Below are 20,768 nucleotides of genomic sequence, written 5' to 3'. Positions count from 1 at the left end.
AGTACGGAGAACGCTATGGCTTGGAATGAGCCGGGTGGCAACTCGAACAATCAAGACCCTTGGGGCGGCCGCAAAGGCGGTGGCCGGCAGGGCCCGCCGGATCTCGACGAAGCGTTCCGCAAGCTGCAAGAAAGCCTCAACGGGCTGTTCGGCGGCGGCAAGAAACGGGGTGACGACGATTCCGGCCGCAGCGGTGGTGGCTTCGGGCTGCTGTTCGTCGGTCTCGGCCTGCTGGCCGTGATCTGGCTGTACAGCGCCATCTACGTGGTCGACGAGCAGGAGCAGGCGGTGGTGCTGCGCTTCGGCAAGTACCACGAAACCGTCGGCCCCGGCCTGAACCTCTATTTCCCGCCAATCGACCGCAAGTTCCAGGAGAACGTCACCCGCGAGCGTGCCTACAGCAAGCAGGGGGCGATGCTCACCGAGGACGAGAACATCATCGAAGTGCCGCTGACCGTGCAGTACCGCATCAGCAACCTGCAGGACTTCGTGCTCAACGTCGACCAGCCGGAAGTCAGCCTGCAGCACGCCACCGACAGCGCCGTGCGCCACGTGGTGGGCTCCACCGAGATGGACCAGGTGCTGACCGAGGGTCGTGAGCTGATGGCCAGCGAGGTGCGCGAGCGCCTGCAGCGCTTCCTCGACAACTACCGCACCGGCATCACCATCACCCAGGTGAACATCCAGAGCGCGGCGGCACCGCGCGAAGTGCAGGAAGCCTTCGACGACGTGATCCGTGCCCGCGAAGACGAGCAGCGCGAGAAGAACCAGGCCGAATCCTACGCCAACGGGGTGATTCCGGAAGCGCGCGGTCAGGCCCAGCGCATGCTCGAAGAAGCCAACGGTTACCGCGACGAAGTGATCGCTCGCGCCCAGGGTGAGGCGGACCGCTTCAGCAAGCTGGTCGCCGAGTACCGCAAGGCGCCCGAGGTCACCCGCGAGCGTCTGTACCTGGACACCATGCAGGAGCTGATGAGCAACACCAGCAAGGTGCTGGTGACCGGCGACAAGGGACAGAACAACCTGCTCTATCTGCCGCTGGACAAGATGATCGACAGCCGCAGCGGCGCTGCGCCAAGCAATATCAGTGGCGCCGGCAGCGTCGGCGGTTCGACCGGCGCGTCGAACATTCAGGTCTCGCCGCGCAATGATCGTTCTAGGGAGAGTCGTTGATGAGCAACAAGTCCCTGATCGGCCTGATTGCGGCCGTGGTTCTGGCCCTGGTGGCGTGGAACAGCTTCTACATCGTGGCGCAGACCGAGCGTGCGGTGCTGTTGCAGTTCGGTCGCGTGGTGCAGCCGGACGTGCAGCCCGGCCTGCATGTGAAAATCCCCTATGTGAACCAGGTGCGCATCTTTGATGGTCGTCTGCTGACCCTGGATTCGACTTCCTCGCGCTTCCTGACCCTGGAGAAGAAGGCGCTGATGGTCGATGCCTACGCCAAGTGGCGGGTGAAGGACGCCGAGCGCTTCTATCAGTCCACCTCGGGTATCAAACAGGTGGCCGACGAGCGTCTGGCGCGTCGTCTGGAAGCTTCGCTGCGTGACCAGTTCGGTAAGCGCACCCTGCACGAATCGGTATCCGGCGAGCGCGATGCGCTGATGGCTGACGTCACCGCGACCCTCAACCGCGCCGCCGAGCGCGAACTGGGCATCGAGGTGGTGGACGTGCGGGTCAAGGCCATCGACCTGCCGCGCGAGGTCAACCGCAGCGTGTTCGAGCGGATGAGCACCGAGCGTGAGCGCGAGGCGCGCGAACACCGCGCCAAGGGTCGCGAGTTGGCCGAGGGCATCCGTGCCGACGCCGACCGTCAGCGCCGCGTGCTGCTGGCCGAAGCCTACCGCGAGGCCGAAGAGCTGCGCGGTGACGGCGACGCCGAGGCCGCCTCCATCTACGCCCGCGCCTATGGCCAGGATCAGGAGTTCTACTCCTTCTACCGCAGCCTGCGCGCCTACCGCGAGAGCTTCGCCGATAAGCGCGACGTGCTGGTGCTCGACCCGGGCAGCGACTTCTTCCGCTATCTGGAGAAGGCCAAGCCCTGAAAGAGCGGCTTCGAGCTGCAGGCGGACGACTTGCAGCTCGAAGCTTGTGGCTTGAAGCTTTTAGCGTGGTATCATGCGGCAGCCGGGAAAATCCCGGCTTTTTTGCGTCTGTGGGAATCATGTGGCAGGAACTCGGCATTGCTCTGTGTCTGATGCTGGTGCTGGAAGGCATCCTGCCCTTCCTCTATCCGCGCCAGTGGCGCGGAGCGGTACTGCAGGCAGCCCGGCTGCCCGACCGCCGACTGCGCCTTATGGGGCTGGCCAGCATGCTGCTGGGTACGGCCCTTCTATATCTGCTTCACTGAAGGCTTGTGCCGCCCGGATCGAGAGGGGAATGGCGAAATGGCAACGGTAGACCGCTGGCTGCTGCCAGATGGCATCGAAGAAGTACTGCCGCCGGAAGCGGCGCGCATCGAAGCAGCCCGCCGTCAGGTGCTGGATCTGTTTCAACGCTGGGGTTACGAGTTCGTCGTCACCCCCCATATCGAGTACCTGGAATCCCTGCTGACCGGCGCCGGTCAGGACCTCGACCTGCGCACCTTCAAGGTCACCGACCCGCTGTCCGGTCGGCAGATGGGCTTTCGTGCCGACATCACCCCGCAGGTGGCGCGCATCGATGCGCACACCCTGCGCCGTGAAGGGCCGAACCGGCTGTGCTACGCCGGCAGCGTGGTCCATGCCCAGCCGCGTGCGCTGACCACCTCGCGCAGCCCGATCCAGCTCGGCGCCGAACTCTATGGCGACGCCAGCCCGGCCAGCGATATCGAGGTGATCAGCCTGCTGGTCGAGATGCTCGAACTGGCGGCGGTGCCCGATGTGCACATGGACCTCGGTCACGTCGGCATCTACCGCGGCCTGGCGCGTGCCGCTGAATTGTCCGCCGAGGTCGAGCAGCAGCTGTTCGACGCCTTGCAGCGCAAGGCCATGGACGAGATCGCCGAGCTGACCGCCGGGCTGCCGGCGGGCCTGGGTAGCATGCTGCGTGCCCTGGCCGAGCTGTGCGGCGGGCGCGAGGTGCTGGACCTGGCCCAGGCTGCGCTGGTCGAGGCGCCTGAGGCGGTGCACGCGGCGCTGGACGAGCTGATGGCCATCGCCGACGCCCTGGAACTGCGTTATCCGGAGTTGCCGCTGTACTTCGACCTCGGCGAGTTGCGCGGCTACAACTACCACACCGGTGTGGTGTTCGCCGCCTTCGTTCCGGGTGTCGGCCAGTCCATCGCCCAGGGCGGGCGCTACGACGACATCGGCGCCGATTTCGGCCGGGCGCGCCCGGCCACCGGCTTTTCCACCGACCTCAAGACCCTGGTCAGTCTCGGCGATATGCGCCTGGACGAGCCGGCCGCCGGCGTCTGGGCGCCGGACAGTCACGATCTCTACCTGTGGCAGGCCGTGCGTCGCCTGCGCAGCGAAGGCCAGCGCGTGGTCCAGGCGCTGCCCGGGCAGAGCGAGGCGGATGCGCGCGAGGCGGGCTGCGATCGCCTGCTGGCGCTGCGTGACGGACGTTGGCAGGTGGCGCCCCTGGCGTCCTGAATTCATTTTCGCCGGCCCGCGGCCGGTATCGAAGCTTGCGCGAAGAGGACAAGTTTATGGGTAAGAATGTCGTCGTCCTGGGCACCCAGTGGGGTGATGAGGGCAAGGGCAAGATCGTCGATCTGCTCACCGAGCAGGCCGCCGCAGTGGTGCGTTATCAGGGCGGTCACAACGCCGGTCACACCCTGGTGATCGACGGCGAGAAGACCGTGCTGCACCTGATTCCGTCCGGCATCCTGCGCGACGGCGTCGAGTGTCTGATCGGCAACGGCGTGGTGGTGGCGCCCGATGCGCTGCTGCGCGAGATCACCAAGCTGGAAGAGAAGGGCGTACCGGTGCGTCAGCGCCTGCGCATCAGCCCGGCCTGCCCGCTGATCCTGTCCTATCACGTGGCGCTGGATCAGGCGCGCGAGAAGGCCCGCGGCGATGCCAAGATCGGCACCACCGGCCGTGGCATCGGCCCGGCCTACGAAGACAAGGTGGCCCGTCGCGGCCTGCGCGTCGGCGACCTGTTCCACCGCGAGCGCTTCGCCGCCAAGCTGGGCGAGCTGCTGGATTACCACAACTTCCAGCTGGTCAATTTCTACAAAGAGCCGGCCATCGACTTCCAGAAGACCCTGGACGAGTGCATGGAGTACGCCGAGCTGCTCAAGCCGATGATGGCCGACGTCACCGCCGTGCTGCATGACCTGCGCCGCGAAGGCAAGGACATCATGTTCGAAGGCGCTCAGGGCTCGCTGCTGGACATCGACCACGGCACCTATCCCTACGTGACCAGTTCCAACACCACCGCCGGCGGTATCGCCACCGGTTCCGGTTTCGGCCCGCTGTACCTGGATTACATCCTCGGTATCACCAAGGCCTACACCACCCGTGTCGGCTCCGGCCCGTTCCCGACCGAGCTGTTCGACGACATCGGCGCCTTCCTCGCCAAGCGTGGCCACGAGTTCGGCGCCACCACCGGCCGTGCCCGTCGTTGCGGCTGGTTCGACGCGGTGATCCTGCGTCGCGCCATCGAGATCAACAGCATCTCCGGGCTGTGCCTGACCAAGCTGGACGTGCTCGACGGTCTGGAAACCATCCGTATCTGCACCGGCTACAAGGATGCGGGCGGCCAGGTGCTGGTCGATGCGCCGACCGACGCCGACAGCTACCTCGGCCTGCAGCCGGTCTACGAGGAAATGCCGGGCTGGAGCGAATCCACCCTGGGCGCCAAGACCCTGGAAGACCTGCCGGCCGCTGCTCGTGCCTATATCAAACGTGTGGAAGAGCTGGTCGGTGCGCCGATCGACATCATCTCCACCGGCCCGGATCGCAACGAGACCATCGTCCTGCGTCATCCGTTCGCCTGACCGGGGCGCTGTCGAGTTGAAAGAGCCGCCTTCGGGCGGCTTTTTTGTGCCCTGCCCGGCGGGTGGAAGGCCCTTTGCGTCTGGCGCGCGGGCATGCGCCTTGCTTGCGCTCAATAAATCGCGGAAGTCGCCGCTATAGCGGTAATGGTCGTTGAGGAGTCCCGCCAGTGTTCGCCATTGTTTCGATGTTGCGCAGCCGCCTGCTGCGCCCGGTGTTCGTCGCCCTCGGCCTGGCCATGTTGGTGCAGGTGGGGCTGGCGGTGTGGCTGATGCGCGCCTCGGTCGACGGCATGGTCGAGGATCTGGCGCAGCGCCTGGGTGGCGAGAGCCGACGCCTGGGTGAGGAGCTGAATGCGGCCGAGCGCGAGATGACCCAGGGTCTCGCCGCGCTGGCGGGCAATACCCGCAGCCGTCTCGGCGAAGGCCTCTCGGCGCAGCTCAAGAGCGAGCAGGCGCAACTGCGCCGGGTGCTCGAAGACAGCCTCAAGCAGTCCGGCACGGCGCTGGCGCAGTTGCTGGCCGGCGTGGCGCCGAAGGCCATCTGGGACGACGACGTGCCGGCCTTGACCGCGCTGACCCGCATCGCCCAGCAGGACCCGGCGGTGCTCTTCGCGGTGTTCTACGACGCCGACGGCAAGCGTCTGACGCGCAATTTCAACCGCAGCAACACGCTGGTGCGCGAGCTGGTCGCCGCCGGCCAGGGCGACACGCCGCTGGACAAGCTGGTCGACGCCGCCTCGCGCGATCCGCGGGTGTACCTGCTCGAGGTGGACATCAACCCCATGGGCGCGCGCATCGGCAAGGTGCAGATGGGCATGTCGCTGGCCTTGGTCGAGACCGAGCTGGCGGCCCTGGATGGGCGCTTCCAGGCTCTGGTCGGTGGTGCCGGCGAGCTGGTCGACAGCAGCCTGGCGGGCGCCGCCGAGGACAGCACGCGGGCGTTGCAGGCACGCCTGCAGGCTGCCGAAGGCTACACCGCGGAGATGGCGCGCAACGGCGGCGAGTCGGTGCGCCTGGCTGCCGATGGCCTGCGCTGGAGTATCGCCCTGGGGCTGCTGGCGGTCGGTGCGCTGACCTTGCTGGCGGTGGCGCTGGTGCTCGGCTGGCGCGTGCTCAGCCGCCTGCGTCTACTCAGTGCGGCGCTGAACGACCTGGCGGCGGGTGAGGGCGACCTGACTCGGCGGGTGAGCATCGACAGTCGTGACGAGGTGGGTGAGATGGCCGCTGCGGTCAATCGCTTCATCGCCAAGCTGCAGCCCATCGTGCGCGAATCCGGCGAGGTGGCGCTGCGCACCGGCGAGCAGATTCGCAGCCTGACCCAGCGTGGCGTGGCCGCCGAAGCTGCCGCCGGGCGTCAGCGCGACGAGGTCGCCGGCAGCCTGCAGGCGCTGGAGCGGATGGCCGACGAGGCGCAGGCCGAGAGCCAGGCCATGCAGGAGGCGTTGCAGCGGGTGGCCAGTATTCGCCAGGCGGCGCACGACAATGCGGCCATCGCCCAGCGTCTGTCGGTCCTGATCGAAGGCCTGGTGGCGCGGGTGGCCGATGGCTCGGCGGTGATCGAGCGGCTGGCCAAGCAGAGCGAGCAGATCGAGGTGGTGCTGACGGTGATCCAGTCCATCGCCGAGCAAACCAACCTGCTCGCGCTGAATGCCGCCATCGAGGCGGCGCGTGCCGGCGAGAGCGGGCGCGGTTTCGCCGTTGTGGCCGACGAGGTGCGCGCGCTGGCGAGCAAGACCCAGCAGTCCACCGGCGATATCCAGGCGCATATCGCCGCCCTGCAGCGCGGTGCGCAGGAGGCGGTGGCGAGCATCGCCCAGGCCGGCGAGCAGGGGCGTCAGGGGTTGCAGGTGCTGCGCGACAGCGCGCGCCTGCAGCAGTCGGTGCAGGACTCGGTGGACGAGGTGCATGGTGCGATCAATGCGGCGACTCAGGCGGCGGCGCATCAGGCCGCAGGGGCGGGCGCGGTGCGCGGGCGGGTCGAGACCATCCATGCCGAGGCACAGCGGGCGGCCGAAGCGGTGGCGGCCATCGCCGGCAACGCGCGGGCGCTGGACGAGCTGGCGGCGCAGCTCAAGACCAGCCTGGGGCAGTTCAGGGTGTAGGGTGCGCCGTGCGCACCTCGCTCCCCTGGGGCTGGGGCTGCGCACGGCACAACCTACTTTTTGACGGGCAATAAAAAACCGAGCCATTGGCTCGGTTTTTTGAAATTTGGTGCCCAGGAGAAGACTCGAACTTCCACGGTGTTGCCACCACTGATACCTGAAACCAGCGCGTCTACCAATTCCGCCACCTGGGCACTGCAGCAATGTTCGTCGTTGCCGACACGGAGCGTTGCATCCGTTTATCTGCAAAGTGGGTTATCAAGCCACTTCACGAAATTTGGTGCCCAGGAGAAGACTCGAACTTCCACGGTGTTGCCACCACTGATACCTGAAACCAGCGCGTCTACCAATTCCGCCACCTGGGCACTGCAGCAATGTTCGTCGTTGCCGACACGGAGCGTTGCATCCGTTTATCTGCAAAGTGGGTTATCAAGCCACTTCACGAAATTTGGTGCCCAGGAGAAGACTCGAACTTCCACGGTGTTGCCACCACTGATACCTGAAACCAGCGCGTCTACCAATTCCGCCACCTGGGCACTGCAGCAATGTTCGTCGTTGCCGACACGGAGCGTTGCATCCGTTTATCTGCAAAGTGGGTTATCAAGCCACTTCACGAAATTTGGTGCCCAGGAGAAGACTCGAACTTCCACGGTGTTGCCACCACTGATACCTGAAACCAGCGCGTCTACCAATTCCGCCACCTGGGCACTGAAACCGATGATTCCTCATCTGCTTCGTGTTACAACGTCTGCTCGACGCTGTGGGCGCGAACTATACGGGCGAGCATTTACCTTGTAAACCCCTGACCCCGAAAAAATTATTGTCGCTGGAAAAGCTGACCCCGAAGGCTTTTTCGCGCTTCAATAGGCATATGGCCCACACATATATACATACGCACAGGTAGCCCCTACTCAATGGCCGATTGGCAATCCCTCGACCCCGAGGCCGCCCGCGAGGCGGAAAAATACGAAAACCCCATCCCCAGTCGTGAACTGATTCTTTCGCATCTGGCCGAGCGCGGTTCGCCGGCCAGCCGCGAGCAGTTGGTCGAGGAATTCGGTTTGCATACCGAAGACCAGCTCGAGGCCCTGCGCCGCCGTCTGCGCGCCATGGAGCGCGACGGCCAGCTGATCTATACCCGCCGCGGCACCTATGCGCCGGTGGACAAGCTCGACCTGATACGCGGTCGTATCAGCGGTCACCGCGACGGTTTCGGTTTCCTGGTGCCGGACGACGGTAGCGACGACCTGTTCCTCAGCCCGGCGCAGATGCGCCTGGTGTTCGACGGCGACCGCGCCCTGGTGCGGGTGGCCGGCTTCGACCGCCGTGGCCGCCGCGAGGGTGGCATAGTCGAAGTGATCAGTCGCGCCCACGAGAGCATCGTCGGGCGTTACTACGAAGAGAGCGGCATCGGTTTCGTGGTCGCCGACAACCCGAAGATCCAGCAGGAGGTGCTGGTCACCCCGGGGCGCACCGCCGGCGCGCGCATCGGCCAGTTCGTCGAGATCAAGATCACCCATTGGCCGACGCCGCGCTTCCAGCCGCAGGGCGATATCGTCGAGGTGATCGGCAACTACATGGCGCCGGGCATGGAGATCGACGTCGCCCTGCGCAGCTACGATATCCCGCACGTCTGGCCCGAGGCGGTGATCAAGGAAGCGCGCAAGCTCAAGCCCGAGGTGGAGGAGAAGGACAAGGAGAAGCGCATCGACCTGCGCCACCTGCCCTTCGTCACCATCGATGGCGAGGACGCCCGCGACTTCGACGACGCGGTCTTTTGCGAGAAGAACAGCAGCCGCTGGAAGCTGTTCTCCGGCGGTTGGAAGCTCTATGTGGCGATCGCCGACGTGTCGCACTACGTCAAGGTCGGCTCGGCACTGGATGTCGAGGCCACCGAGCGCGGCAACTCGGTGTACTTCCCCGAGCGGGTGGTGCCGATGCTGCCGGAGGAGCTGTCCAACGGACTGTGCTCGCTCAACCCGCACGTCGACCGGTTGGCCATGGTCTGCGAGATGAGCATGTCCAAGAGCGGCCAGTTGGTGGACTACCAGTTCTACGAGGCGGTGATCCACTCCCATGCGCGGCTGACCTACAACAAGGTCAGCCTGATGCTGGAAGATCCCAAGGGCAGCGAGGGCAAGGCCCTGCGCGGCGAGTACAAGGAGGTCCTGCCGCACCTCAAGCAGCTCTACGCGCTGTACCAGGTGCTGCTGGCCGCCCGCCACGAGCGCGGCGCCATCGATTTCGAAACCCAGGAAACCCGCATCATCTTTGGCGAAGGGCGCAAGATCGCGGAGATTCGTCCGACCCAGCGCAACGATGCGCACAAGCTGATCGAGGAATGCATGCTGGCGGCCAACGTCGCCACCGCGCAGTTCATGCAGAAGCACGAGATTCCCTCGTTGTACCGGGTGCACGACCGTCCGCCGGAAGAGCGCCTGGAGAAGCTCAAGGCCTTCCTCGGCGAGCTGGGGCTGTCGCTGCAGCGTGGCAAGTCCAAGGAGGGGCCGTCGCCCAAGGACTACCAGAAGCTGCTGGAGAGCATTCGCGAGCGGCCGGACTTCCACCTGATCCAGACCGTGATGCTGCGCTCGCTGAGTCAGGCGGTGTACAGCGCCGACAATCACGGCCACTTCGGTCTGAACTACGAGGCCTACACCCACTTCACCTCGCCGATTCGCCGCTATCCGGACCTGCTGGTGCACCGCGCCATCCGCAGCGTGATCCGCTCGAAGGTGGACACTCCGCACGTCAAGCGTGCCGGCGCGGTACCGATGCCGCGGGCGCGCATCTACCCTTACGATGAGGCGGCGCTGGAGCAGTTGGGCGAGCAGTGCTCGATGACCGAGCGGCGTGCCGACGAGGCCACCCGCGACGTGGTCAACTGGCTCAAGTGCGAGTTCATGAAGGACCGCGTCGGCGAGACCTTCGCCGGGGTGATCACCGCGGTGACCGGTTTCGGCATCTTCGTCGAGCTGCGCGACATCTATGTCGAAGGCCTGGTGCACGTCACCGCGCTGCCGGCCGATTACTACCATTTCGACCCGGTGCACCATCGCCTGTCCGGCGAGCGCAGCGGGCGCAGCTTCCGCCTCGGCGACAGTGTCGAGGTCAAGGTCATGCGCGTCGATCTCGACGAACGCAAGATCGACTTCGAACTGTCCCAGGTCGCCGAACGCGAGGCGGTGGGGCGTGCCGGGCGCACGGCCAAGACGCCGGGCATGGGCAACACCGATGTGCAGAAGAGCCGCGAGGTGAAGAAGGCGCTGCTGGCCGGGGCCAAGGGTGGCAAGTCGGGCAAGGGTGCTGCCGCCAAGCCCGGCGGCAAGCCGCCTGCCGCGGCGCGCAAGGGCGCGGGGCGCAGCGACAGTGTGCCGAGCTCGGCCGGCAAGCCGCGCAAGCGTAAGGCCAAACCATGAACCAGCTGGAAAAGGTCTACGGCGTGCATGCCGTCGAGGCGCTGCTGCGTCACCATCCCAAGCGGGTCAAGCAGCTGTGGCTCGCCGAGGGCCGCGGCGAGCCGCGCGTGCAGGCGCTGGTGGCCCTGGCCGAGCAGGCGCGGGTGAGCATCGGTCAGTGCGAACGGCGCGAGATGGATGCCTGGGTCGAAGGCGTGCACCAGGGCGTGGTGGCCGATGTCAGCCCCAGCCAGGTATGGGGCGAGGCCATGCTCGAGGAGCTGCTCGACCGTGCCGAGGGCCCGCCGCTGCTGTTGGTGCTCGACGGCGTCACCGATCCGCACAACCTCGGTGCCTGCCTGCGCACCGCCGATGCCGCCGGCGCGCTGGCGGTGATAGTGCCCAAGGACAAGTCGGCCACCCTCAACGCCACGGTGCGCAAGGTGGCCTGCGGCGCCGCCGAGGTGATCCCGCTGGTGGCGGTGACCAACCTTGCGCGCAGCCTGGAGAAGCTCCAGCAGCGCGGCCTGTGGCTGGTCGGCACCGCCGGCGAGGCCGAGCAGGAGCTGTACCAGCACGACCTGACCGGGCCGACCGTGCTGGTCATGGGCGCCGAAGGCAGGGGCATGCGCCGCCTGACCCGCGAGCACTGCGATTACCTGGTCAGGCTGCCCATGGCCGGCAGCGTCAGCAGTCTCAACGTCTCGGTGGCCGCCGGGGTGTGCCTGTTCGAGGCGGTGCGCCAGCGGCGCGGCGGCAAGCGCTAAGCCATAAGCGGCGCGGCGTAGGTTGGGCTGAGCTCCGCGAAGCCCAACGCTGACGCAATGACCGTCGGGCGGAGCGCTATGCGCTCCCTGTTGGGCTTTGGCGCTGCGCGCCTCAGGCTGCGCGCCCCGCCCCAACCTACCGCTGTTCAAATAATCGCCAGTCCGCCTTGCGCGTGGCAGGGGGCTTCTCTAGAATGGCGCCCCTTGCCGTGACGGCAGGCCTTTTCGCGCCTACCGCCCGGCAAGCTCATCACGAGAAAAACCCACTCCTTGCCTGACCACCTTAGTTGGCAGGCTACAACCCGTAAGGAGCATTTATGCGTCATTACGAAATCATCTTTCTGGTTCACCCGGACCAGAGCGAGCAAGTCGGCGGCATGGTCGAGCGTTACACCAAGCTGATCGAAGAAGACGGCGGCAAGATTCACCGCCTGGAAGACTGGGGCCGTCGTCAGCTGGCTTACGCCATCAACAACGTCCACAAGGCCCACTACGTGATGCTCAACGTAGAGTGCACCGGCAAGGCCCTGGCCGAGCTGGAAGACAACTTCCGCTACAACGACGCCGTGATCCGTAACCTGGTCATCCGCCGCGACGAAGCCGTTACTGGTCAGTCCGAGATGCTCAAGGCCGAAGAAAACCGCAGTGAGCGCCGTGAGCGTCGTGAACGTCCTGAAAACGCCGAGTCCAACGACGGCGATGACAGCGACAGCAACGACAGCGACAACGCTGACGAGTAATCCACGGATCTATTGAGGAGCCAATCACATGGCACGTTTCTTCCGTCGTCGTAAATTCTGCCGCTTCACCGCTGAAGACGTGAAAGAGATCGATTTCAAAGATCTCAACACCCTGAAGGCCTACATCTCGGAAACCGGCAAGATCGTTCCCAGCCGTATCACCGGTACCAAGGCCCGTTATCAGCGTCAGCTGGCCACCGCTATCAAGCGCGCCCGCTTCCTGGCCCTGCTGCCCTACACCGACAGCCACGGCCGCTGAGATCGGATAGTCGACAAAAGTTAAGGAATAGATCGCATGCGCGCCCTGGCTGAATTCATCATGCGCGGCCGTATGCAGGCCACCCTGGTGGTGGTGGGATCGGCAGCGATGCCGCTGTTGTTCTGGTTGAGTGCCGCCGCTGGCAGCCTGGTGCTGCTGCGGCGCGGAGCCAACGATGCCCTGGGCATCCTGGCCTGGGCCATGCTGCCGGCGATTGCCTGGTGGTATTTCGGCGAACCGCGCACCGCTCTGGTGCTGGTCGGTGCGCTGGGGCTGGCGTTGTTGTTGCGCGCCGGCTGGGCCTGGAACCGCATACTGCTGTGCAGTGTGGCGCTGGGCCTGGTGTATGGCCTGGTTCTCGGGGCGGTGTTCCGCGAACCCATAGAGGCCATGGCCGGCGAGCTGCACAAGCTCTTGCCGACCATGCTCGATGGGGTTCACCAGCAGATGTCGGTGGACGAACGCGCGCGTCTCGAGGCCTTGATCGCACCGGTGCTGACCGGATTGCTGGCGGCCTTGCTGCAGATCCTCAGCTTGCTGAGCCTGATCCTTGGGCGTTACTGGCAGGCGCTGTTGTACAACCCCGGTGGTTTCGGCCGCGAGTTTCGCGCGCTGAGGCTGCCACTGCCGCAGGCGTTGCTGCTGCTGGCGGGCATGCTGCTCGGTCCCAACCTGGGTCCGCAGCTGGCCATGCTCACGCCGCTGTGCAGCGTGCCGCTGCTGTTCGCCGGGATCGCCCTGGTGCACGGCCTGGTGGAAAAGGGTGGGCTCGGCCGCTTCTGGCTGGTCGGGCTGTACATCACGCTGTTGCTGTTCATGCAGCTGATCTATCCGTTACTGGTGGTCTTGGCCATCGTCGACAGTCTGTTTGATTTTCGCGGTCGCCTGGTGCGCAAGAACGGCCCGGGCTCCGCGAACGGTGAAGGTTAAAAGTTAAGAGGTAAGACCCAAATGGAAGTCATCCTGCTGGAAAAAATCGCCAACCTGGGCAACCTGGGCGACAAAGTGAACGTCAAGGCCGGTTACGGCCGTAACTTCCTGCTGCCGCAGGGCAAAGCCACCGCCGCTACCGCTGCAAACGTGGCTGCGTTCGAAGCCCGCCGCGCCGAGCTGGAAAAAGCCGCTGCCGAGAAGAAGGCTGCTGCCGAAGCTCGCGCCGCTCAGCTGGCCGAGCTGGAAGTCACCATCACCGCCACCGCGGGCGATGAAGGCAAGCTGTTCGGTTCCATCGGCACCCACGACATCGCCGACGCCCTGACCGCCTCCGGCGTGGAAGTGGCCAAGGCCGAAGTACGTCTGCCCAACGGCACCATTCGTCAGGTTGGCGAGTACGACGTTGCGCTGCATCTGCACACCGACGTCGAAGCCACCGTCAAGGTGGTCGTGGTCGCCGCCTAATCGGCAGCTGCCAGGCGGGCTTGCACTCCGGTGCGGGTCTGCTGACAATCGGGCACGGTATCGCCTCGGCGATCCGTGCCCTTTGTTTTTCTATCGCCGTATTTTTTCCCCGAGCCTATGAACGACATCAGCATCCCCGAACAATACGACCTGCAGACCGCCGCGCTGAAAGTGCCGCCGCACTCGATCGAGGCCGAACAGGCGGTGCTGGGCGGCCTGATGCTGGACAACAACGCCTGGGAGCGGGTGCTCGATGGGGTGTCCGACGGTGACTTCTACCGGCATGACCACCGGCTGATTTTCCGCGCCATCTTCAAGCTGGCCGAGCGCAACCAGCCCTTCGACGTGGTCACCCTGTCCGAGCAGCTGGACAAGGAAGGCCAGCTGTCGCAGGTTGGCGGCCTGGCTTACCTGGGTGAGCTGGCGAAGAACACCCCCTCGGTGGCCAACATCAAGGCCTACGCGCAGATCATTCGCGAGCGCGCCACGCTGCGCAAACTGATCGGCATCAGCAACGAGATCGCCGACAGCGCCTATGCCCCGGAAGGTCGTACCGGCGAGGAAATCCTCGACGAGGCCGAGCGCAAGATCTTCGAGATCGCCGAAGACCGCCCGAAGACCGGCGGCCCGGTGGGCATCAACGACATCCTGGTCAAGGCCATCGACCGCATCGACACGCTGTTCAACAACGGCGATGCGATCACCGGCCTGTCCACCGGCTTCGACGATCTGGACAACCTCACCAGCGGCCTGCAGCCGGCCGACATGATCATCGTCGCCGGTCGTCCGTCGATGGGTAAGACCACCTTCGCCATGAACCTGGTGGAAAACGCGCTGATGCGCAGCGACAAGGCGATTCTGGTCTACTCGCTGGAAATGCCTTCGGAATCCATCGTCATTCGTATGCTCGCCTCGCTGGGGCGCATCGACCAGACCAAGGTGCGTGCCGGTCAGCTCGACGACGACGACTGGCCGCGGCTGACCAGCGCGGTCAACCTGCTCAACGACCGCAAGCTGTTCATCGACGATACCGCCGGTATTTCGCCGAGCGAGATGCGCGCGCGTACGCGCCGCCTGGCCCGCGAGCACGGCGAGATCGGCCTGATCATGGTCGACTACCTGCAGCTGATGCAGATTCCCGGCTCCAGCGGCGACAGCCGGGTCAACGAGATTTCCGAGATCTCGCGCTCGCTCAAGGGCCTGGCCAAGGAATTCAACTGCCCGGTGATCGCCCTGTCGCAGCTCAACCGTGGCCTGGAACAGCGCCCCAACAAGCGCCCGATCAACTCCGACCTGCGCGAATCCGGCGCGATCGAGCAGGACGCCGACATCATCCTGTTCGTTTACCGTGACGAGGTCTACCACCCGGAGACCGAGTACAAGGGCGTGGCCGAGATCATCATCGGCAAGCAGCGTAACGGTCCGCTGGGCACCGCCCGCCTGGCCTTCCTCGGCAAGTACTCGCGCTTCGAGAACCTGGCGCCGGGCAGCTACCAGTTCGACGACGAATAAGCCGGAGCTCTCGGGCCGATTTCCCGGATTGCATCCGGGCTACCTCGCGCGGCCAAGGCCTGGATCAATAAAAACGGGCGCCCAGCGGTTAAGATGGGCGCCCGTTTTCCGTTCAGGCCCTGCCATGCGTCCGCTTGCCGCCATCGTCGATCTCGCCGCCATCGTCCACAACTACCGCCAGGCCAAGCGCTGCGCGCCGGGGCGCCAGGCCTTCGCGGTGGTCAAGGCCAACGCCTACGGGCATGGCGTGCGCGAGGTGGTCACCGCGCTGCACGAGGTCGCCGACGGCTTCGCCGTGGCCAGCCTGGAGGAGGCCGCCGAGGTGCGCGCCATGCACGGCGAGGCGCGCATCCTGTTGCTGGAGGGCTGCTTCGAGGCCAGCGAGTACCCCATCGCCGCCCAGCTCGGCCTGGATCTGGTGGTGCAGAGCGCGGCGCAGGCCGGCGCGCTGCTCGCCAGCGAGCCGTCGCGGCCGCTGAATGTCTGGCTCAAGCTGGACTCCGGCATGCATCGCCTGGGCTTCGCCGCCGCCGAGTTGCGCGGCTGGCATGGGCGTCTGCGCGCGGCGCCGCAGGTGGCCGAGCTCAACCTGCTCAGCCACTTCGCCTGCGCCGACGAGCGCGGCCACCCGCTCACCGAGCTGCAGGTCGAGCGCTTCCTCGAGTTGCTCGATCTGGACTTCGAGCAGCGCTCGCTGGCCAACTCGGCGGCGGTGCTGACCATTCCCGCCGCCCATATGGACTGGCTGCGCCCCGGCATCATGCTCTATGGCGCCAGCCCCTTCGCCGAGCTCGGCGCCGCTGAGCTGGGCCTGCAACCGGCCATGACCCTGGCCGCGCGGGTGATCGCCGTGCGCGAGGTGGCGGTGGGCGAGAGCGTCGGTTACGGCGCGACCTGGGTGGCCGAGCGGCCCTCGCGCATCGCCACGGTCAGCTGCGGTTACGCCGACGGCTATCCGCGCCATGCCCCCAGCGGCACGCCGCTGCTGGTCGAAGGCCGGCGTGCGGCGCTGGCCGGCCGGGTGTCGATGGACATGCTGACGGTGGATATCACCGACCTGCCCGAGGCCGGTATCGACTCGCCGGTGGAGCTGTGGGGGACAAACCTGCCGGTGGACGAGGTGGCGGCGGCCTGCGGCACCATCGGTTACGAGCTGCTGACCAAGGTCACCGCACGCGTGCCGCGGCGCTATATCGGCTGAGGGTCAGGCCAGGCCGCTGGGGATCTTGAGCACATCCAGCTGCAGGCAGGCCTGCTCGCTCAGCTCGCCGCCTTCGCCGTGCACCTGCGAGCCGGAGCGGCCCAGTTCCTTGGCCCGATACAGCGCCTGGTCGGCGGCCTTGTACAGCCCGGCGAAGTGGCGGGCGTGCAGCGGGTAGAGCGCCACGCCGATGCTGATGGTCACCCGCAGGCGCTCGGCGCCGTAGTGCACCGGCTCGGAGAGGTCGGCCAGCAGGCGCGCGGCAATGTCGCGGGCCTGGTTTTCCGCGTCCTGACCGCAGATCAGCACGGCGAACTCGTCGCCGCCCAGGCGCGCCACGGCATCGCCGGCGCGCACGTGTTCGCGCAGACGCTTGGCGATCACCTGCAGCATCAGGTCGCCGGCGGCATGGCCGAAGCGGTCGTTGATCGGCTTGAAGTGATCCAGGTCGATCAGCAGCAGCGCCACGCTTTCGCCGTGCCGCTCGGCATGGGCCAGCGCCGATTCGCAGCGCTCGACCAGGTAGCGGCGGTTGGGTAGCTCGGTCAGCGGATCGTGGAAGGCGGCGTGTTCCAGTTCGCGTTCGCGCAGGCACAGGCGCGCGTTGGCCGCGGCCAGTTCGGCAGTGCGCGCGGCTACTGCGGCCTGCAGCTCGTCGGCGCTGGCCTGCACCTGGGCCAGGCGCGCGGTCTTCTCGCGGTCGGCCTGCTGCAGCGCCTCGGCCTTTTCCTGCTTGAGCATCTGGATGCGGTAGGCCAGGGCGAAGGAGAACAGGATGGTCTCGGCCGCCACCGAAATGGGGAACAGGTAGGCGGTGAAGTTGCCCGGCTCGATCAGCCCGGCGGCGCGCATCACCAGCACCAGGGTGCTGGCCAGCACGGCGCCGTAGCCGAGCAGATAGAAGCGTGCCGGAAAGAAGCCCTGGTAGACGCGCATGGCGGCGCTGAACAGCGCGGCGGGCACGGTGACGATGGGAGTCAGGGCGATGATCAGCGCGCCTTCGGCGCGGTAGCCGAAGGCATTGACGAGGATGGCGACGACGTACAGCGCGCAGCCGGCATTCAGCAACTGGTGCGGCCAGCGCAGGCCGCGCCTGGTGTAGAGCAGCTCCTGGGTGAAGCGCATGACGAAGATGCCCCAGAGCGAGGGCAGGGTGATGCGATCCAGCCAGAACGGCACCGCGCTGCCGGGCCAGAGGTACTGGAAGCCGTGGCCGGTCATGCTGAGGATGAACACCAGCACGCAGGCGGTGGCCAGCACGTACCAGAGGTAGGCCTTGTCGTGCAGGGCGATGAGGATGAACAGGTTGTACAGCAGCAGGGCGAGTATCACCCCGTAGATCAGGCCGAAGCCGAGGTTCTCGCGGCTGGCCTGCTGCTCAAGGTCGGACAGCTGCCAGACCTTGAGTGGAAAGGAGTTGCCGCCGGGGTCGAGGCTGCGAAAGTACAGGGTCAGGGGTTGTTCGCCGAGCTCCGGCAGCTTGAACAGCATGCGCCGGTAGGGGTAGTCGCGGCCCTCGGCGTAGGGCACGGCGTCGCCGGTCTGGCGCTCGTGCCAGCCGCCCTGGCCGTCCGGCAGGTACAGCTGCAGGCGGTAGATGGTGATGCCGGCGTTTTCCAGCCACCATTGGCGCGGGGCGTCGGCGCTGCGCTGCAGGCTGACCTTGATCCACCAGGGGTTGCGGCTCTGGCCGACGGTGGCGCGGCCCTCGGCGGGCGCGAAGCGCGCCTGCACGGCGGGATCGGCCATGTCGGCTATGCTCAGCTGGCCGCCGACGTCTTCCAGCAGTTCGATCCGGTCGTTGAGCCACAGGCCGCTGCTGCCGGCGTCCAGGGTAATGGGCGCGGCAGTGGCGAGGCCGCAGCAACAGGCCAGGATCAGGATCATCAGTCCCGGAGAGAGAAAACGCCCCACCCGCTTACCCCTTGTGCCGGGCCGTCTGGCGGCCGCCGGATTTGGTCTCTGGCTCCGAGTATAGCCATTGGCCAGGGTCGTGATCACAAAAGATTTGGCGCCGCCGGGGTGGGTGGGTTGATCACTTTTTATGCTATGATCCGCGCCCCTTCGAGAGCCCGATCGATCAAAAAACATGCAAGCCGCCAAGCCGCTGTTCGACTATCCCAAGTACTGGGCCGAGTGTTTCGGGCCCGCACCCTTCCTGCCGATGAGCCGGGAAGAGATGGATCAGCTCGGCTGGGACAGCTGCGACATCATCATCGTCACCGGTGATGCCTACGTCGACCATCCCTCGTTCGGCATGGCCATCATCGGCCGCCTGCTCGAGGCCCAGGGCTTTCGCGTCGGCATCATCGCGCAGCCGGACTGGCGCAGCAAAGACGACTTCATGAAGCTCGGCGAGCCGAACCTGTTCTTCGGCGTGGCGGCGGGCAATATGGACTCGATGATCAACCGCTACACCGCCGACAAGAAGGTCCGCAGCGACGACGCCTACACCCCCGGTGGCCTGGCCGGCAAGCGCCCGGATCGCGCCAGCCTGGTCTACAGCCAGCGCTGCAAGGAGGCCTTCAGCCATGTGCCGGTGGTGCTCGGCGGCATCGAGGCATCCTTGCGCCGCATCGCCCACTACGACTACTGGCAGGACAAGGTGCGTCGTTCGATCCTGATGGACGCCACCGCCGACATCCTGCTCTACGGCAACGCCGAGCGCGCGGTGGTCGAGGTGGCCCAGCGCCTGTCGCGCGGCGAGTCGATCGAGACCATCACCGATATCCGCGGCACTGCCTTCGTCCGTCGCGACACCCCCGCGGGTTGGTTCGAGGTCGACTCCACCCGCATCGACCGCCCGGGGCGCATCGACAAGATCATCAACCCCTACGTCAACACCCAGGACACCGCCGCCTGCGCCATCGAGCAGGAGAAGGGGCCTGTTGAAGACCCCAACGAAGCCAAGGTCGTGCAGATACTCGAAAGCCCGCGCATGACCCGCGACAAGACGGTGATTCGCCTGCCGTCCTTCGAGAAGGTGCGCAACGACCCGGTGCTCTATGCTCACGCCAACCGCGTGCTGCACCTGGAAACCAACCCGGGCAACGCCCGCGCCCTGGTGCAGAAGCATGGCGAGGTGGACGTCTGGTTCAACCCGCCGCCCATCCCCATGACCACCGAGGAAATGGACTACGTGTTCGGCATGCCCTATGCGCGCGTGCCGCACCCGGCCTATGGCAAGGAGAAGATCCCGGCCTACGAGATGATCCGCTTCTCGGTGAACATCATGCGCGGCTGCTTCGGTGGCTGCACCTTCTGCTCGATCACCGAGCACGAGGGCCGCATCATCCAGAACCGTTCGCACGACTCGATCATCCGCGAGATCGAGGAAATGCGCGACAAGGTGCCGGGCTTCACCGGCGTGGTCTCCGACCTCGGCGGGCCGACCGCCAACATGTACCGCATCGCCTGCAAGGACCCGGAGATCGAGAAGCACTGCCGCAAGCCGTCGTGCGTGTTCCCTGGCATCTGCGAGAACCTCAATACTGATCACTCATCCTTGATCGAGTTGTACCGCAAGGCGCGCGCGCTGCCCGGGGTGAAGAAGATCCTGATCGCCTCGGGCCTGCGCTACGACCTGGCGGTGGAGTCACCCGAGTACGTCAAGGAGCTGGTCACTCACCACGTCGGTGGCTATCTGAAGATCGCGCCGGAGCACACCGAGCGTGGCCCGCTGGACAAGATGATGAAGCCGGGGATCGGCAGCTACGACCGCTTCAAGCAGATGTTCGAGAAGTACTCGAAGGAGGCGGGCAAGGAGCAGTACCTGATCCCCTACTTTATCGCCGCGCACCCGGGCACCACCGACGAGGACATGCTCAACCTCGCCCTGTGGCTCAAGCGCAACGGTTTTCGCGCCGACCAGGTGCAGGCCTTCTATCCCTCGCCGATGGCCACCGCCACCGCCATGTACCACTCGGGCAAGAACCCGCTGCGCAAGGTCACCTACAAGAGCGACGGCGTGACCATCGTCAAGAGCGAGCAGCAGCGCCGCCTGCACAAGGCCTTCCTGCGCTATCACGATCCCAAGGGCTGGCCGCTGCTGCGCGAGGCGCTGACCAGCATGGGGCGCAGCGACCTGATCGGGCCCGGCAAGCACCAGCTGATCCCGGCGCACCAGCCGCAGGTCGACGAGTACCACAGCGCGCGGCGCAAGAACTCGACGCCGGCCGGCAGCAAGAAGGCGGGGGCTGGCGGCAAGATGCTCACCCAGCACAACGGCCTGCCGCCGCGCGCCAGCGACGGCAGCAAGCCCTGGGACAAGCGCGAGCAGGCCAAGGCGGCGGCCTTCGCCAAGCTGCAGGAGCAGAAGAAGGGCGGCAAGGCCGGGGGCGGCGGAAAGAAGAAGCCGCGCCCGGTAGCGCCGCGCTAGCATCGCAACGCCAGCCTCGTGCTGGCGTTGTCCTATCTGCTGCCTGGGGTCTGGATTCGCGGCTAAAGCCGCTCCTGCCCAGCGACCGG

Annotated in this window: 16 protein-coding genes, 4 tRNA genes and 1 pseudogene; 16 read left to right on the top strand and 5 right to left on the bottom strand. The window is 66.0% G+C overall.

Annotated elements, in window-relative coordinates:
• Nucleotides 1–15 precede the first annotated feature (15 nt).
• The 7 genes and pseudogenes from hflK to EA796_RS23740 all read left to right on the top strand — a co-directional run bounded on the left by hflK (nucleotide 16) and on the right by EA796_RS23740 (nucleotide 7,026).
• Nucleotides 16–1,173, top strand: coding sequence for an FtsH protease activity modulator HflK (gene hflK / locus EA796_RS14895; protein ID WP_021442387.1), 1,158 nt, complete (start codon nucleotides 16–18; stop codon nucleotides 1,171–1,173).
• Nucleotides 1,173–2,042 (top strand): protease modulator HflC, encoded by an 870-nt coding sequence (hflC, locus tag EA796_RS14890; protein ID WP_021442386.1) that lies wholly within the window; start codon nucleotides 1,173–1,175, stop codon nucleotides 2,040–2,042. Before hflK ends, hflC begins: the two co-directional genes overlap by 1 nt.
• A 119-nt stretch (nucleotides 2,043–2,161) precedes the next feature.
• On the top strand, nucleotides 2,162–2,347 hold the full coding sequence (locus EA796_RS14885; RefSeq protein ID WP_021442385.1) for a DUF2065 family protein: 186 nt from the start codon (nucleotides 2,162–2,164) through the stop codon (nucleotides 2,345–2,347).
• Between the two features lie 37 nt (nucleotides 2,348–2,384).
• Nucleotides 2,385–3,572, top strand: a complete 1,188-nt coding sequence (locus EA796_RS14880; protein ID WP_021442384.1) for an ATP phosphoribosyltransferase regulatory subunit — start codon at nucleotides 2,385–2,387, stop codon at nucleotides 3,570–3,572.
• Between the two features lie 56 nt (nucleotides 3,573–3,628).
• Nucleotides 3,629–4,924 (top strand): adenylosuccinate synthase, encoded by a 1,296-nt coding sequence (locus tag EA796_RS14875; RefSeq protein ID WP_122109159.1) that lies wholly within the window; start codon nucleotides 3,629–3,631, stop codon nucleotides 4,922–4,924.
• A 185-nt stretch (nucleotides 4,925–5,109) separates the two neighbouring features.
• Nucleotides 5,110–6,168 (top strand): annotated as a pseudogene (locus tag EA796_RS23745) (HAMP domain-containing protein); the annotation flags it as partial.
• Complete coding sequence (locus EA796_RS23740; RefSeq protein ID WP_371921474.1) at nucleotides 6,142–7,026, top strand: methyl-accepting chemotaxis protein; 885 nt, start codon at nucleotides 6,142–6,144, stop codon at nucleotides 7,024–7,026. The pseudogene EA796_RS23745 and the gene EA796_RS23740, both read left to right, overlap by 27 nt.
• A gap of 107 nt (nucleotides 7,027–7,133) precedes the next feature.
• Here EA796_RS23740 and EA796_RS14865 read toward each other — a convergent pair.
• The 4 genes from EA796_RS14865 to EA796_RS14850 form a co-directional block, all read right to left on the bottom strand.
• A tRNA-Leu gene (locus tag EA796_RS14865) sits at nucleotides 7,134–7,220 on the bottom strand.
• Nucleotides 7,221–7,304: 84 nt separating this feature from the next.
• Nucleotides 7,305–7,391, bottom strand: a tRNA-Leu gene (locus EA796_RS14860).
• 84 nt (nucleotides 7,392–7,475) lie between these two features.
• Nucleotides 7,476–7,562: transfer RNA gene (locus EA796_RS14855), tRNA-Leu, on the bottom strand.
• Between the two features lie 84 nt (nucleotides 7,563–7,646).
• A tRNA-Leu gene (locus tag EA796_RS14850) sits at nucleotides 7,647–7,733 on the bottom strand.
• Between the two features lie 207 nt (nucleotides 7,734–7,940).
• On the opposite strand from EA796_RS14850, the gene rnr reads away from it, so the two are divergent.
• The 8 genes from rnr to alr all read left to right on the top strand — a co-directional run bounded on the left by rnr (nucleotide 7,941) and on the right by alr (nucleotide 16,301).
• Nucleotides 7,941–10,445: a ribonuclease R gene (rnr, locus tag EA796_RS14845; RefSeq protein ID WP_122109157.1), complete on the top strand. Its 2,505-nt coding sequence runs from the start codon at nucleotides 7,941–7,943 to the stop codon at nucleotides 10,443–10,445.
• Nucleotides 10,442–11,191 (top strand): 23S rRNA (guanosine(2251)-2'-O)-methyltransferase RlmB, encoded by a 750-nt coding sequence (gene rlmB, locus EA796_RS14840; RefSeq protein ID WP_122109156.1) that lies wholly within the window; start codon nucleotides 10,442–10,444, stop codon nucleotides 11,189–11,191. Before rnr ends, rlmB begins: the two co-directional genes overlap by 4 nt.
• A gap of 317 nt (nucleotides 11,192–11,508) precedes the next feature.
• The gene (rpsF, locus tag EA796_RS14835; RefSeq protein WP_003246846.1) at nucleotides 11,509–11,931 is read left to right on the top strand and encodes a 30S ribosomal protein S6; all 423 of its coding nucleotides are present in this window, start codon (nucleotides 11,509–11,511) and stop codon (nucleotides 11,929–11,931) included.
• A gap of 28 nt (nucleotides 11,932–11,959) precedes the next feature.
• Nucleotides 11,960–12,190 carry a 30S ribosomal protein S18 gene (gene rpsR, locus EA796_RS14830; RefSeq protein ID WP_003246847.1) on the top strand — a complete coding sequence of 77 codons (231 nt, stop codon included), beginning with the start codon at nucleotides 11,960–11,962 and terminating at the stop codon, nucleotides 12,188–12,190.
• Nucleotides 12,191–12,226: 36 nt separating this feature from the next.
• Nucleotides 12,227–13,120 carry a hypothetical protein gene (locus tag EA796_RS14825; RefSeq protein WP_122109155.1) on the top strand — a complete coding sequence of 298 codons (894 nt, stop codon included), beginning with the start codon at nucleotides 12,227–12,229 and terminating at the stop codon, nucleotides 13,118–13,120.
• Between the two features lie 21 nt (nucleotides 13,121–13,141).
• Nucleotides 13,142–13,588, top strand: coding sequence for a 50S ribosomal protein L9 (gene rplI, locus EA796_RS14820; RefSeq protein WP_021442793.1), 447 nt, complete (start codon nucleotides 13,142–13,144; stop codon nucleotides 13,586–13,588).
• A gap of 117 nt (nucleotides 13,589–13,705) precedes the next feature.
• Complete coding sequence (gene dnaB, locus EA796_RS14815; RefSeq protein ID WP_021442794.1) at nucleotides 13,706–15,100, top strand: replicative DNA helicase; 1,395 nt, start codon at nucleotides 13,706–13,708, stop codon at nucleotides 15,098–15,100.
• 124 nt (nucleotides 15,101–15,224) lie between these two features.
• The gene (gene alr / locus EA796_RS14810; protein WP_122109154.1) at nucleotides 15,225–16,301 is read left to right on the top strand and encodes an alanine racemase; all 1,077 of its coding nucleotides are present in this window, start codon (nucleotides 15,225–15,227) and stop codon (nucleotides 16,299–16,301) included.
• 3 nt (nucleotides 16,302–16,304) lie between these two features.
• Here the strand turns inward: alr and EA796_RS14805 are convergent, their stop codons facing one another.
• The gene (locus EA796_RS14805) at nucleotides 16,305–18,188 is read right to left on the bottom strand and encodes a diguanylate cyclase (RefSeq protein ID WP_122109153.1); all 1,884 of its coding nucleotides are present in this window, start codon (nucleotides 18,186–18,188) and stop codon (nucleotides 16,305–16,307) included.
• Between the two features lie 202 nt (nucleotides 18,189–18,390).
• Between EA796_RS14805 and EA796_RS14800 the strand changes: the two genes are divergently transcribed.
• Nucleotides 18,391–20,679: a YgiQ family radical SAM protein gene (locus EA796_RS14800; RefSeq protein ID WP_122109152.1), complete on the top strand. Its 2,289-nt coding sequence runs from the start codon at nucleotides 18,391–18,393 to the stop codon at nucleotides 20,677–20,679.
• Nucleotides 20,680–20,768: the final 89 nt, after the last annotated feature.

Source organism: Pseudomonas sp. AOB-7, assembly GCF_003696305.1.
GTDB lineage: Bacteria > Pseudomonadota > Gammaproteobacteria > Pseudomonadales > Pseudomonadaceae > Aquipseudomonas.
Note: the sequence above shows the minus strand (reverse complement) of the source record. Positions and strands in the feature narration are given on the sequence as shown.